This window comes from Pseudomonas sp. OV546 (assembly GCF_900116845.1).
GTDB lineage: Bacteria > Pseudomonadota > Gammaproteobacteria > Pseudomonadales > Pseudomonadaceae > Aquipseudomonas > Aquipseudomonas petroselini.
In genome coordinates, this window is the sequence record NZ_FPCE01000001.1 from 991,201 (window position 1) to 1,005,231 (window position 14,031).

The following is a 14,031-nucleotide window of genomic DNA, read 5'->3' on the forward strand; positions in this document are numbered from 1 at the left end:
CCCGTTATGGTCTTAGGCCTTGGCGGCAAACTGGCCTATGATGAGCCCTTTGAACCTGATGAAAGACTGTGATGACTGAGAATTTGCCTGCCGTCCTGGAAACGTCCGACATGCTTGAAATCGACGGGCTGCACGCCTTCGACTTCGAACTCGATAACGAAAAACTGCTGATCACCGCCATGGACGGCCGTGCGGAAAAACGTTGGCGCTTCAGCCTGGAGCAGGTACAGGCCGCCACCTTCGATGACACCTTGCAAAGCTGGACCCTTACCGGTGAGTCGGGCGAGCACCGCCTTATCTGCATGAGCGCGTTCACCGGCAACAATAACGACGAGGATCAAGCGGATGATGATGCGTAAATTCTGGCCCCTGCTGATGGCCGGCAGTGTCGGTGCCATGTCGGTGCAGGCCGCGCCGGTCGACACTTATGAACTCTTGGTGGGCAGCTACACCGCCGGCAGCAGCGAAGGGATCTACCGCCTGCAATTCGACAGCCGTACGGGTAAGTTCAACGGTCAGCCGGTGCTGGCCGCGAAGGCCGCCAACCCATCGTGGCTGACGGTCTCCAAGGACCAGAAGCATCTGTTCGTGGTCAACGAGAATGGCCCAGGCCAAAAAGACGCGGTAGGGCGCGTCAGCAGCTACCGCATCGACCCGAACAGTCACCAACTGACCTTGATCAATCAGGTGCAAAGCCTGGGCAATGAGCCGACCCATTCCAGCGTGGCCGCTGACGGGCGCTACCTGTTTGTCGCCAACTATTCGGTACTGGAAGATCCGGGCGGCAGCCTGGCGATCCTTCCGGTGGATGCCGAGGGCAAGCTGTCGGCGCCCGTCCAGTTGAGCGGGCACCCGGCCAGCCGGGTAAATCCTGAACGCCAGGCGTCCAACCATGTGCACTCGGTGGTGTCGTCGCCGGACGGCAAGTACGTGTTTGTCCAGGACCTGGGGGCGGACAAAGTGTTTGCCTATCGCTACGACCCCAAGGCCAACCACGAGCTGCCACTGACCCCGGCCAACCCGGCCTCGGTGCAACTGCCACCGGGCAGCGGCCCGCGTCACCTGTTGTTCAGCGGCGATGGCAAACACGCCTGGCTGACCACCGAGATGAGCGCCCAGATTGCGGTGTTTGATTACAAGGACGGCCAACTGACCCAGACCCAGTTGGTGGAGTTCGCCGCCGGGCAGCCGGTATCAGATAAGGCGGGCGCGGCGTTGCATGCGTCCAGTGATGGCAAGTTCTTGTACGTGAGCAACCGTGGCACGGCCAATCAGTTGCTGGTGTTCAGCATCGACCCGGCCAGCGGGCACCTCAAGGAGCTGCAACGCCGCTCCGTGGAAGGCGACCACCCGCGCGAGTTCAGCCTCGACCCGAGCGGCAGGTTTTTGCTGATCGCCAACCAGAAAAGCAATGAAATCGTGGTGATTGAACGCGACCCCAAGACCGGCCTGCTGGGTAAAACCGTGCAGAAATTGCCTATCGATGCCCCCAGCGACCTCAAGTTCCTGGTGCGTCAATAAGCCACAGGCCCCGCACTGCGGGGGCTGACCCTGTGTATTAATTCTATTAATAGCGGCTACTGTTTCAAAGCATTTCTAAGGCTCGGCCCTCGGGCGTAAGTTGGGTTCCAAGGCCTTCCCCGGCCACTCAACCAAACGAATACAAGGGCTACCGACATGAACTTGAACCTCTTCTCCATCATCGCTGCTTCCGCTGTTTCCGCCACTGTGGCATTGCCTGCCGCCGCCAGTGTGGAAGTCACCGGCAAAAAATCCAGCACCAGCGCCTACACCCAGAAATACCTGCAACAAAGCGCCAACTTCTACGCTGCACTGGATCACAAAACCCAGCAATAACCTGCACAACAGCAGACGCCAAACCACTGGAACGGAGCCTGGCTCGTTCAAGTGGTTTGGCGTTTGTGCATCTGCTGAATAAAATGATTGATATCAGATTGCCATGTGTTTAAATTTGGCGCTCAAATATTGACGCGTTTATTCCTGGAATCGACAGCATGGCACTTCGACTCGCCGCACTCATCCTGGTCCTCTATTCCGCCCCGATCCTGTCCTCCGTGCAGTTGGTGGACGGCGAGCCTGAGATCGCCCGCGAGCGGCTGCTTAACCTGGTTGAAGGCTAAACCGAATCCCAGTAGTGAGCGGGCTTGTCCCGCGCTGGGCTGCGAAGCAGCCCCAAACCAGGCGCCGAGGAATACCTGACACCGTGCGGCGTTTTCGATGGGGCCGCTTCGCAGCCCAGCGCGGGGCAAGCCCGCTCACTACAGAGCCCTGTCGGGTCAGGTCTTTGCCATTACGGCAATGAACAGCGGCGATTGCAGGAAGCACTCCAGCCACTGCTGTAACCGGGGATACGGTGCACCGGCAAACCATTCCCGATCCACATGGGCGAACTGACGCACAAACGGCGCCAGGGCCATGTCTGCCAGGCTTGGGTGATCGGCGAATAAGTACTCGCGATTCGCCAATAATCCCTCAAGTGTGCGCAAGAACACCTCGCCCTCGGCCCGATAATGTTCCATCGGTTGTTCCGGGTAGCGTTCGGCATACTTGTATCGATTCAAGTGATACTTGAAGCCCACATCGTTCTCGGCAATCAACGCCAATACCGCCGGGTCACCCTGCAGCAGCCAATCATCCGGGTCGTGCTGCGCCAGCGCCCACTGCATGATCGCCAGGCTTTCATCGATCACCACGCCATTCACACTCAACACCGGCACCGTGCCTTTGGGTGACAGCGCCAGCATTTCGGCCGGCTTGGCCTTGAGGCTCACTTCGATAATGCGCACGGGCACGCCGCAATAGCGCAACGCCAGGCGCGCACGCATCGCATACGGGCAGCGTCGAAACGAATACAGCAGCGCCTCGCTCACTTGACCTCCAGGGTGCTCAAGCCATTGCCTTGGCGCTTGACCTGGATCTGCACCGGAATGCGCTCGTGCATTTCCTGCACGTGGGAGATCACCGCCACTTTGCGGCCCTGGGCCTGCAAACCGTCCAGTGCGTCCATCGCCAACTGCAGCGACTCGGGGTCCAGGCTGCCGAAGCCTTCGTCGATAAACAGCGACTCGATCTTCAACGTGCTGGAGGCCATCGACGCCAGGCCCAGCGCTAGCGCCAGCGACACCAGGAAGGTTTCACCACCGGACAACGAATGCACCGAGCGCAGTTCATCGCCCATTTCCGTGTCCATGACCAACAGGCCCAGCATGCTGCCGCCGCGCTTGAGGCGGTAGCGGCGCACCAATTGGCGCAGTTGCACGTTGGCGTGGTGCACCAGCAGGTCGAGGTTGTAAGCCTGGGCGATCTTGCGGAAGGTGTCGCCGGTGGCTGAGCCGATCAGCGCATTCAGGCGTGCCCAGCGTTGCCATTCGTCATAGGCCTTGGCGATCTGTTCGGCGAAGGCCTGATTGGCATCCTGGCGGCGCTGGTCTTCGGACTGGCGCGCGCGCAATTCGGCGCAGGTTTTTTCTCCCTCAGCCAACTGTTGGTTGAGCGTAGCCAACGCGCTGTCCAGTGCTTCGGCTTCAAGGTTGCCGTTGTGCAGGGCTTGGTGCTCGGCCAGGCGTTGCTCGCGTTCTTGCAGCAGGACCTTGGCTTGTTCAACGGCTTTTTCGCTGTGCTGCAACTGCTGGCGCAATTGGCTGACCTGGGCGTCATCGTAGGCCAGCAAGCGGTTGAGGCCATCGTTATCGAGCTCCGGGTGCCGGGCTCGCCACTCGCCGAGGCGTGTGTCCAGCGATTGCTGTTCGGCCTGTAACGCTTGCTGGCGCTCCTGCTGGGCCTTGAGATCGGCGGCCAACTGGATCAATGCGTTGTGGATCTCTTGCAACTGCTTGTTGGCGTCGGTTTCACTCTGGCGTGATTGGGTCACGGCCTGATCCAACTGCTGTTGCCAGTGTTCGGCACTGCCGTGCTCGCCAAGCAACGCGCCGAGTTTTTCCTGAGCTGCTTGTTGCTGGGCGGCCAACTCGTTGACCTGCTGATTCAGCGCATCGAGTTGCTGCTGGCGGTGCTGCTGATGCGTCTGTTCTTTCTCGATCGCTTGTTGGCGTTCTTGTTGCTCGGCCAGCTCATCACGTTGATGGCCGAGCTGTTCAAGGCGCTGGCTGACCTGTTGGTCCAGCTGCATGAAGGTTGCGGCCGGCTCGGCACGCAAACCGTCCAGGGTGTCGGCGGGCAACAGGCTGGCGAAGGCATTCAGTTCCTGCTCAAGACGTTCGCGGTCGCTGGCCAGCTCGCGTTGCTGATCCACCAGCAATTGACGGGCCTGCTGGCTCGCTTCCTGGGCGGCTTGCAGTTGTTGCTGCAGACGCCCGGCGTTTTGTTGCAGGTTGAGCAGGGCACCTTGGCGTTGTTCGTCCTGGGCGATGCTCTGGGTCAGTTGACTCAACTGTTGATCAAGCCAGGCGCTGCGTTTGGCCTCATCCTGGTTGAACAGCGCGGCCGACAGTGGGTGCGCATCCAGGCTGGGCTTGAGTGCTTGTTGTTGCGTCGCAAGTTGCTCCTGCTGTTGCAGGTATTCCTTTTGCTGGGCGATCAAGCCGCCGACTTCGCCGCGCAGCTCGGTGAGCTTTTCCTTGAGGGTGTCGACGGCTTTCTGCGCCGTGGCTTCCTCGTTTTCGTCATGGCGACCTAGGCTCTGCAGCAGCGCTTCGGGCTGGTGGTACGGGTGTTCGTGGCTGCCGCACACCGGGCAGGGCTGGTCGTCCTGCAACTGCTCGCGCAATTCTTCGACACTGGCACTGCGGGCCAGGCGCTGGCGCTCAAGCAGTTGCTTGGTCACCGTCAGGGTTTGTTCGGCAACGGTCAGCTCCGCCTTGGTTTGCAGGCCGGTCTGGTTCAGTTGCTCGCGTTGCTGTTGGGCGTCGGCAAGCTTCTGCGTCAGTACGTTGGCCTGCTGGTCCAGCTGCTGCTGGCTGTCCCACAGGCGCGTCAGGTCTTCGAAGGCACGTTGCTGCTTGCGATTGTCCTGCAGCAGGCTGGCGAGCAACTGGATCTGCTCGGCCACGGCATGCGGCTCGGCACCGGCTTCCTGGTACAGCAGGTCCAGGGCCTCGCGTTGCTGAGTGAACTGTTCGGCGGCGGCGGTGGCGCGCTGTTCCAATTGCGGCAGTTCTGCCTGGCCTTTGTTCAAGCGATTGCCGATCAACATCAGCTGTTGCAGGCGATCGCGGTAGGCGGACCAGGCATCGCTCAGCGGGGCGAGGGCAGCGCTGCGATCAAGCTCGGTCGCCAGGCGTTGCAGGCGTTCGGCGACTTGGCGTTGTTTTTCCAGCAAGCCGTTGAGCTGGGACTGGCCTTCGGCGCAGGCCGTTTCGTGCTGCTGTTTGTCCTCGGTGCGCTTGGCCAGCGCTTTGGTCAAGTGGGCGAGGGTGCTCTGTTCTTCGAACGCCTGACGCAGCAGTGGCGCCGCGTCGCCTTGATGTTTCAAGGCCGCAGCCAATGCGGTTTGCGCGCTGGCCTGTTGCTGCTGTGCCTGTTCCTGGCGGGTATGCAGTTCGGCCTGTTGTTGGCTATGCGATTGAATCTGCTCGGCCAACGGCGCCAGCACGGTATTGAGTTCCGCCTGGCGCGCGAACTGATGACGTTGCGGTGCCAACTGCTCCAGGCGGCTGAGGTCCTGGCGTTGCGGGGCCTGGGTGTCCCACTCCGCCTGCGCGCGCTGCAGCTGTTCGGTCGCGGCGAGTTGGCGTTCCTGCCATTCGCGCAGCTCCTTGAGCCACGTGTGCTGCTGCTCCAACTGCTTGAGCTGGGCCTGCTGGGCCTTGAGCTGCTGTTGCGCCGCGTCAAATTGCTGATCCAGTTCGGCGCGGGCTTCGGCGGCCAAGGGCACCACGCCGGTGGCCTGGTCCTGCAACTGCTTGTGCGCGTCCCTGGCGTCTTTGGCCTTGTCAAAGGCGCGCCGCCCGAGCTGGGTGTAAAGCGCGGTATCGGTGAGCTTTTCCAGCAGCTCGCTGCGCTCGTTGTCATTGGCCTTGAGGAACGCGCTGAACTCGCTTTGCGCCAGCAACACGGCGCGGGTGAATTGTTCGAAGTTCAGGCCCAGGGCCAGTTCCAGCTGGGTCTTGTATTCGGTTTTCTGGCTGGCCAGCAGTTGATCGCTGTCCAGGTCGATCAGGCTCTGGCGGCTGTTCTGCAACTTGCCGCTGGCCTTGTCGCGGGCGCGGTTGGCTTCCCAGCGCGCCCGGTAGCGACGGCCACTGACGCCGACAAAATCCACCTCAGCATAACCGCCGCCCGTGCCGCGCCGCAGCAGGGTGCGTGGGTCGCCGATGGAAATATCGCTGTCGGCATCCGGCATCTTCGCCTGGCCGGTATCGCCCAGGCGGGGCACCGCGCCAAACAGCGCCAGGCACAAGGCATCGAGCAAGGTGCTTTTACCGGCGCCGGTCGGCCCGGTAATCGCAAACAAACCGGCACTGGCCAGGGGCTCGGCGGTGAAGTCGATCTCGAACGGTCCGGCCAGGGAGGCGAGGTTTTTCAGGCGGATGGCGAGGATCTTCATGGCTGTTCGCCCTCTTGTTGCACTTCCTGGAGCAGCACGGCGAAGTCCTTCAAGGTTTGTTCATCCACTTCACTGCCGTAGCTGTCCTGCCAGGCGCGGCTGAACAATTCCTGGGGCGTGAGCTGGTCGAGTTCGATCAGGCGCTCCTCACAGGTGTCGTCGCTGCCGCGCTTGCCGGCGTACTCGGCGGCGATGCGCACCAGGCGCACGGCCTTGCCTTGCAGCGCAGTTTCAATCTGCTGGCGCAGGTCGGGCTGCGGCTCGTCGAGGCGCACACGGACTTCGAGCCAGGGGTGGCGCTGGGTCTCGGCGAGCAGGTCGACGTCCGGCAACTCGGCCAACGCCTTGAGGATGTCGGCCAGGGGCGCGGCTTCCAGGCGTTGCAGATCGACCGAGCGGGGGATCAGCAGCGGTTCGACACTCACCAGGCATTGGCCCTGGAACGTCACGTCAAGGATCTGATGCTTGTAGCCGATTTCGGAAAACGACAGCGGAATCGGCGAACCGCTGTAGCGAATGCGTTCTTCGCCATTGACCTTTTGCGGCTTGTGCAAGTGGCCGAGGGCGACGTACGCGACGCTTCTATCGAACAGACTGGCCGGCAGCGCCTCGGCATTGCCGATGATCAGGCTGCGTTCGGAGTCTTCCGACACCGAACCACCGGCCATGTGCGCATGGCTGATGGCAATCAGCGCCTGGCCTTTTTTGCGTTTGGCGTTGGCGGCGGCGATCAGCCATTCATGGACCTGGCCGATACCGCGCAGGTAATCGTCACCCAGGTGCGCGCCGGTGACTTCCGCCGGCCGCAGGAACGGCAGCGCCAGGCACCACGCGGCGACCTTGCCTTTGGCATCCGGCAGCGGGATCAGCAGGCGCTCGGCGTCGAGTTCGCCATCATCCAGCCACAATACCCGGCCGAGAGCGTGGGTGCGCAGACGACGCATCAGCGGCGCGGGCAGTTCGATACGCGAGCCGGAGTCGTGGTTGCCGGCGATCATCACGATGGTCAGCTTCGGGTTTTGTTCATGGGCGCTGATGATGAAGTCATACAGCCGCTCCTGCGCCTTGAGTGGTGGGTTGACCGTGTCGAAGATATCGCCGGCGATGAGCAGTACATCCGGGCTATGGGCGTTGAGTTGGCCCAGCAGCCACTCGAGGAAACAGGCGTGTTCGAAGTCGCGTTCCTGGCCATGGAGGTTTTGGCCCAGGTGCCAGTCGGAGGTGTGAAACAGACGCAAGGCGAACTCCGTAGAAAAGATGAAAAGGAGGGGAGTTTACCTGTAATGCGACCATGCTGCCCCCACGCGACACAGATTCAATGTGGGAGGGGCCTTTTAACCATCCAAGACACAACGTAGAGATTGATTGCGCAGCGCTGTTGTGGGGAGCGGGCTTACTGTGGTGAGAGGGCTTACTGTGGTGAGCGGGCTTGCCCCGCGCTGGGGTGCGCAGCAGCCCCAAAACCTGCCAATGAGGTCTGGCTGAATGATTGAGTCGTCTGGATGGGGGCCGCTTCGCAGCCCAGCGCGGGGCAAGCCCGCTCACCACAGTAAGCCAGCTCACCCCAACAAGCCCGCTCACCACAACAGGCCGGCTCACCACACAAGACGTTTTAGAGTGGACTATTTGGGATACAGCGGCGGCAAACTGGTGGTATCGGTCGCCGGGTCCAGTTCACGCTCAGCCACCGGAATGGCCTTGACCGCGCGCCACAGGTCTTCGCCCAGCCAGAAATGCCCGCTCTCGCTGTACAGCGCGCCATTCAACCCATCAAGCGCATCCGACAGCGGCACGAACCGCGCCGCCATATCCGCCAGGGTTTCCGGCTGTTGCCGCGCCCAGGCATCGAGGGCCTGGCGGGTGGCCTGGGGGTCGTTGGCTTGGGTGGCGCGCTTGAGGTCGTCGAGCAAGGTGCGCGGGCTCGGGCCGGTTTGCGCGGCGCGTTGCACGGCCGGTTGCCGACGTGCGCGCCACCACAGGCCAAAACCCAGCAGGGTCGTGCAGGCGAGGATCAATGTGCTCAGTTGCCACAGCCACAAGCGTTCATCGTCCGGGGCGGTGATCACGGTCGGCGTGGCGGGGGTATCCACGGCCAGGCTCGGGTTGATGGCGACCTGCAACGTGCGGGCCGGCAAGCTGGTGCGCTCAAGGTGGTCTTCATGGGTGTTCCACCACACCAGGTCCACGGCAGGCAATTCCAGTGCGCCGGCGCGGGTCGGCACCAGCGCTTCGCGGTCTTCGCGGCTGCCGATCAGGCCGCGGTCACTGGTCTGGTTGCCGAGCACCGGTTGGTCCGGGTAGCGGCGCAGGCCGTTGATGTCGGTGCTGGGCAGGGCGGGCAATTGCGCGCTGGACAGGCCTTCGGCCTTGACCGTGAGGCTACGGGTCAGGGAGTCGCCGACCTGCACATGCTCAGGCTCCGGGTTCCAGTTTTCGCTCAGGGTCAGGCTGCGTGCCGGCAACCAAGGCGTATCGGCGGGATACAGCGCGGGCTTGGGCTTGACCGTCAGCGGCGACGGCGCAGAGCTGACATGGATGAGCTTGCCGGGCTTGGTGCCTTGCAGGGTGTTTTCCTGCGGCGGGCGCGATTCCACCAGGGTTGCGCTGAACGTCTGCGCGGGGACCGCCAGGGTGCCGCTGTGCTGCGGGTAGATCGCGTAGCGGGTTTCGATCACGCCATGGCGGATGCTGTTGATGACCTTCTCGTAGGTGCGCGACTCGCCCAACTGCTCCACGCGTGCATCGGCAATCTGCAACGGCGTGAGGCTGCTGTCGTCATACAGCGACACCGAGTGGTACACGCGCACGGTCAGCAGCGCCTGGGCCTGGACGTAGACGCTGGACTGGTCGAGGTTGGCCTCGACGAACACCGGCGCCAGTTCGGCGGCGGTGTTCTGGCTGGCGGTTTCCACCACTTGCAGGCTGATCGGCTGGGTCTTGTACTCGCCCACTTGCAGGGGCGGGATGACCACCGTGCCGTTTTCCTTGGGCAGCAGGGTGATGATCCAGCGCGTGGTGGCGTGGTTATCGCCGTCCAACGTGGTGAGTTGGTTGATCTGGCGGGTGCCGCTGACTTCGAACTGCGCATCCAGCGGCGACAGGTCGGGCTTGCCGAACTGCGTGACATCGCTGGACTCCACCGTCAATTCCACTGTTTCTCCGGAATTGACGCGGCTGCGGTCGACGCTGGCCACCAGGTTCGCCGCCTGGGCATGGCCTGTCGACAGGGCGAGCAGGAACAGTAGGGTGGTGCGGCGGCTCATCGCGTCTTGTCCTGATGTTGTTGCTGTTCGTACCAGAATTTGCGGCGCAGCAGTTCGCCGGGGTTATCCGGGATCTGCTGCAGCCATTGCTCCAGGGCCTGGCGATGTTCACCGTCGAGGCTGGCGTCAGTGGGGCGCAACGGCGGGGTGGTGGTGTGTTCGTCGCCCAGTTCGCTGCCCGGTACTTCATTGCCTGCGGTTTGCGGCGTATTGCCGGTTTGGGTGTCACCGGTGCCGGCTTCACCCTGGCCTTGGGACGACTGCTCGCCGCCCGTGGTGCTTTGCCCGCTGGCGCCCGGCTGCGCAGTTTGGCCGGGTTGGGTGGTTTCGTCATCCTCGTTTTCGGCAGGTTTGCTTGGCTCCGGCTGTGCCTGTTCCTGCATCAGGGTTTCCACCAGCGCTTTGTTTTTCAACGCGGGTTGCAGGTCGGGCTGGGCTTCCAGGGCCTGCTCGTAGGCGTCGATCGCCGCTTCCAGTTCACCGGACTTGGCCAGGGCATTACCCCGATTGTAGTGGGAGTAGGCGTCATTGCCCTCGGCGAAACGCTTGATGGCTTCGGCATAGTTGCCGGCTTCGTACAGCGCTACGCCTTGCCACTGCGGGTCTTCGAAATGCTCGGCGGCTTCGGCGGGGCGTTTTTTCTTCAGCAGGTACTGGCCTTGCTGGTCGGGACGCAGCCACAAATCCTGCAGGCCGAAGGCATAGCTGGGCTGCGGTGCGCTCAACAGCAGCAGCGGCAGGCAGAACAACCAGCCACGCCGCCCGGCGCAGGCGGCGAGCAGCAACAATGGCAGGAGCAGCCAGTAACCCTGGTCGGCCCAGGTGTCCAGGTGCAGCAGTTGACCGTCGTTGCGCAAGGCTTGTGGCGGGTCCAGCACGCCGAGTTGGCGCAGGTCCTTGTCGTCCAGGCGCGCAGCCCGGTAGCGGCCGCTCATTTCGCTGGCGAAGGCCTTCAAGGTGGGGCTATCGAGGCGTGGCACCAGGATTGCGCCTTGCTCGTCCTTGAGAAACTCACCGTTTTCCTGGGTCACCGGCGTGCCTTCACGGCTGCCGATGCCGAGGATCGACAGGGCCGGCGCCTGGCCGCTTTGCAGCAGCAGGCGGATGCCCTGGCGTTCCTGTTTGGACAGCGAGGAACCAATCAGCAGCAGGCGACCCTGGCCAAGGCCACCTTGCTTGAGCAGGCCCAAGGCTTTCTCGACAGCCAGGTCGGCACGGTGGCCGGGCTCGGGCATGATCGACGGGCGCAAGGCTTCCAGCAAGTTGCGGCTGGTGCCGAGGTCATCCGATAACGGCACCAGGGTGTGGGCGCTGCCGGCGTACACGACGATGGCGGTTTGCGCATCGGTGCGCGCCTGCAGCAGGTCGTACAGCTTGCGCCGCGCCTGCTCCAAGCGGTTCGGCGGGCTGTCGGTGGCGAGCATTTCCGGGGTCAGTTCCAGCAGCACCACCAACGGGTCGGACGGCTTCTGGCTGGACTGCTCGACTCTTTGCCAGCTGGGGCCGAGCAACGCCAGCACCGCCAATAGCCAGGCAATGCCGAGCACCACCCAGGGCGATTTGCTCTCACGGCCGTTGCCACCACTGAGTAACACAGCGTGGAAGGCCGGGGGCAGGATCACCTGCCAGCGCCCGGCGCGCTTTTGCCGGTGCCACAGTTGCCACAGCAACCAGCCGAGCAACGGCAGGAGCAACAGCCACCAGGGGCGGAACCAGTGCGGCCAGAGGTCGATCATCGACGCCTCCGCAAGCGCAGGCGTTTAAGGCGTTGGCGCCATTCCGGGTGTTGTTGCAGGAAAATCCCCTTGCTCGACCATTTGTTGAACAACCGTTGCAAGGCGTTGTTCGGCCAGCGTTCTTGAATCACCAGCAGCATGCTCAGTACCAACGCCAGGGCCAGCGGCGCGCTGTACAGCGCCAGCGCCGGGCGTGCCTGGGTGGGCTGTTGCTCGACGGGTTCGAGGGTGTCGAGGGTTGCCTTGATGGCCTGCAATTCTTCGCCATCACGGGCACGGAAATACTGGCCACCGGTGGCCTCGGCGATGGCTTTGAGCGCCGGTTCGTCGAGGTCCAGGCTCGGGTTGACGCCGAGGATACCCAGGGAACCGGTTTGTTCCGGGTCGGCGCCGATGCCGATCGGGTAGATTTTTACGCCTTCTTCGGCGGCCAGGCGCGCGGCGGTCAGCGGGTCGATCTGCCCGGCATTGTTGGCGCCGTCGGTGACCAGGATCAGCACGCGGCTCTGCGCCGGACGCTGGCGCAGGCGTTTCAGGGCCAGGCCAATGGCATCGCCGATCGCGGTGTTTTTACCGGCAATGCCGATCCGCGCTTCATCCAGCCAGGTACGCACGGTGCGGCGGTCGAAGGTCAGCGGCGCTTGCAGGTAGGCCTGGCTGCCGAACAGAATCAGGCCGACGCGATCCCCTTCGCGCCCTTCAAGGAAGTCGCCTAGCAGGTGTTTGACCAGGCTCAAGCGACTTACGTCTTCGCCCTGCCAATTCATGTCGGGGAAATCCATGGAGCCGGACACGTCCACCGCCACCAGCAGGTCGCGGCCACTGGCGGCGATCGGCAACGGCTCGCCCAGCCATTCCGGGCGCGCGGCGGCGGTCAGCAGCAGCAACCACAACACCACGAACGGCGCTTGCTGGCGCCAGCCGGGCAGGTTGACACGGGCGCGGCGACGGGCCAGGCCTTCGAGGTCGCTGAGGTAGCTGACTTTCAAGGCGGGCTCGCCGCTGTCGGCTGTCGGCAGCACCAGGCGCATCAACCAGGGCAATGGCAACAGGACGAAGACCCACGGCCAGGCGAACTCAAACATGTTTGCGGATCCAGGTGTCGACCGCTTGGGTCAGGCCGGCGATGGCCTTGTCGTCGAGTTTGCATTCGGGTTTGTAGGCGCCTTCTACCAGCACCATCCAGCGCGTCAGGCCCGCGGCCGGGCAGCGGTTATCCAGGAACGCCAGCCATTTGCGACCATTTAACGTATGGCTTTGGCTGTAGGGGTAGTCATTGCGGCACAGGCGCTTGAGCAGCCCGTTGAGTTGCTGCAGCCAGGCCCCGGCGGGGGCGCCATCGTAGGGTTTGGGCATCAGCGCCAGTTCCGCCAGGGCGGCGATGCGCAGCGGGTCCAGCGGTTGTTCGGCGCGGGCGATGGGGCGCCGTGCAGGCAGGAAACGGCGCAGTGACCACAGCCCCCAGCCGAGCAATGGAATCACCAGCAGCAACAGCCACCAACCCGGCGCAGGCGGCCAGAAACCGATGGCCGGCGGCGCGATCAGCGGTTGCAGTTGGTCGAGGCTGCTCATTGCTTTTTAACCGGGCGTTGCGGGTTGAGGTATTCGCGCAGTTGCTCGACCATTTCGCTTTGGGTGCTTAACGGCATCAGCAGGATTCGCAGTTTCTGTGCAAGCAGTTCCCAGCGGGCGATGCGCCCTTCGGCCTGGGCTTTGTAGGCCTGCCGCAAATCGTAGTTCAGTGTGTCCAGTTCCAGCTGGGCGCCGCGTTCGGCAAAACGCAGCAGCCCCGCAGCGGGCAGGGCGTGGTCCAGCGGATCGGAGATCGGCAGCAACAGCAGGTCGCAATGCCGTGACAACAGGCTCAATTGCTGCTCGGCACCTTCGGTGAGTGCGCGTTCATCGCAGATCACGATCACCAGGCTGCCGGGGCGCAACACTTCGCGGCCACGGCGCAGGGCCATGCCCAAGGCGTCGGCTTCGGGGCGGCTTTCGGTGTTCAGGCTCTGGTTCACTCGCACCAGGCGATTGAGCAATTGCAGCAGGCTCTGCTTGCTGCGCCGGGGCTTGATTTCGTAGTGCTCGCTGTCGCCAAACACCAGGCCACCGACCCGGTCGTTGTGCCCCAGCGCCGCCCAACCAATCAGGCTGGCCGCTTGGGCCGCCAGCACCGACTTGAACATCTGCCCCGAGCCGAAAAACAGCCGGCAGCTTTGCTCGACCATGATAAAAATCGGCCGCTCGCGCTCTTCATGGAACAGCTTGGTGTGCGGCTCCTGGGTCCGCGCCGTCACGCGCCAGTCGATGGTGCGCACATCGTCGCCGGCCTGGTACACGCGCACCTGGTCGAAGTCCACCCCGCGTCCGCGCAGCTTGGAGTGGTGCAGGCCGATCAGCGGGCTGCGTTGGCTCGGCGTGGAAAACAGCTGGACTTCGCGCACGCGGTGGCGCATCTCGATCAATTCGCTGAGCGTGACGCGGATCCCGTCGCTGGCATTCATGGGGT

The 14,031-nt window shown here is 63.3% G+C and carries 12 protein-coding genes; 4 read left to right on the plus strand and 8 right to left on the minus strand.

Annotated elements, in window-relative coordinates; translation table 11 throughout:
• Positions 1-71: 71 nt before the first annotated feature.
• The 4 genes from BM403_RS04635 to BM403_RS32120 all read left to right on the plus strand — a co-directional run bounded on the left by BM403_RS04635 (position 72) and on the right by BM403_RS32120 (position 2,141).
• Positions 72-359 (plus strand): DUF5629 family protein, encoded by a 288-nt coding sequence (locus tag BM403_RS04635; protein WP_043205453.1) that lies wholly within the window; start codon positions 72-74, stop codon positions 357-359.
• Entirely contained in the window at positions 346-1,521 is a 1,176-nt protein-coding gene (locus BM403_RS04640) for a lactonase family protein (RefSeq protein ID WP_093541798.1), read from the plus strand. Before BM403_RS04635 ends, BM403_RS04640 begins: the two co-directional genes overlap by 14 nt.
• Before the next feature lie 156 nt (positions 1,522-1,677).
• Positions 1,678-1,857 (plus strand): hypothetical protein, encoded by a 180-nt coding sequence (locus BM403_RS04645; RefSeq protein ID WP_010210027.1) that lies wholly within the window; start codon positions 1,678-1,680, stop codon positions 1,855-1,857.
• A 158-nt stretch (positions 1,858-2,015) separates the two neighbouring features.
• On the plus strand, positions 2,016-2,141 hold the full coding sequence (locus tag BM403_RS32120) for a hypothetical protein (protein ID WP_012724666.1): 126 nt from the start codon (positions 2,016-2,018) through the stop codon (positions 2,139-2,141).
• A gap of 156 nt (positions 2,142-2,297) precedes the next feature.
• On the opposite strand, the gene BM403_RS04650 is transcribed toward BM403_RS32120, so the two are convergent.
• The 8 genes from BM403_RS04650 to BM403_RS04685 form a co-directional block, all read right to left on the minus strand.
• Positions 2,298-2,891: a glutathione S-transferase gene (locus tag BM403_RS04650; protein ID WP_093541800.1), complete on the minus strand. Its 594-nt coding sequence runs from the start codon at positions 2,889-2,891 to the stop codon at positions 2,298-2,300.
• On the minus strand, positions 2,888-6,526 hold the full coding sequence (locus tag BM403_RS04655) for an AAA family ATPase (protein WP_093541802.1): 3,639 nt from the start codon (positions 6,524-6,526) through the stop codon (positions 2,888-2,890). The genes BM403_RS04650 and BM403_RS04655 overlap by 4 nt, the downstream gene beginning before the upstream one ends.
• Positions 6,523-7,764, minus strand: a complete 1,242-nt coding sequence (locus tag BM403_RS04660; protein ID WP_012724663.1) for an exonuclease SbcCD subunit D C-terminal domain-containing protein — start codon at positions 7,762-7,764, stop codon at positions 6,523-6,525. The genes BM403_RS04655 and BM403_RS04660 overlap by 4 nt, the downstream gene beginning before the upstream one ends.
• A gap of 384 nt (positions 7,765-8,148) precedes the next feature.
• The gene (locus BM403_RS04665) at positions 8,149-9,789 is read right to left on the minus strand and encodes a BatD family protein (RefSeq protein WP_093541804.1); all 1,641 of its coding nucleotides are present in this window, start codon (positions 9,787-9,789) and stop codon (positions 8,149-8,151) included.
• Positions 9,786-11,525 (minus strand): tetratricopeptide repeat protein, encoded by a 1,740-nt coding sequence (locus BM403_RS04670; protein ID WP_012724661.1) that lies wholly within the window; start codon positions 11,523-11,525, stop codon positions 9,786-9,788. The genes BM403_RS04665 and BM403_RS04670 overlap by 4 nt, the downstream gene beginning before the upstream one ends.
• A complete protein-coding gene (locus tag BM403_RS04675; protein WP_012724660.1) occupies positions 11,522-12,610 on the minus strand; it encodes a vWA domain-containing protein in 1,089 nt (362 codons plus the stop codon). The genes BM403_RS04670 and BM403_RS04675 overlap by 4 nt, the downstream gene beginning before the upstream one ends.
• Positions 12,603-13,097, minus strand: a complete 495-nt coding sequence (locus tag BM403_RS04680; protein ID WP_012724659.1) for a DUF4381 domain-containing protein — start codon at positions 13,095-13,097, stop codon at positions 12,603-12,605. Before BM403_RS04680 ends, BM403_RS04675 begins: the two co-directional genes overlap by 8 nt.
• Complete coding sequence (locus BM403_RS04685; RefSeq protein ID WP_093541806.1) at positions 13,094-14,026, minus strand: DUF58 domain-containing protein; 933 nt, start codon at positions 14,024-14,026, stop codon at positions 13,094-13,096. Before BM403_RS04685 ends, BM403_RS04680 begins: the two co-directional genes overlap by 4 nt.
• Positions 14,027-14,031 lie beyond the last annotated feature (5 nt).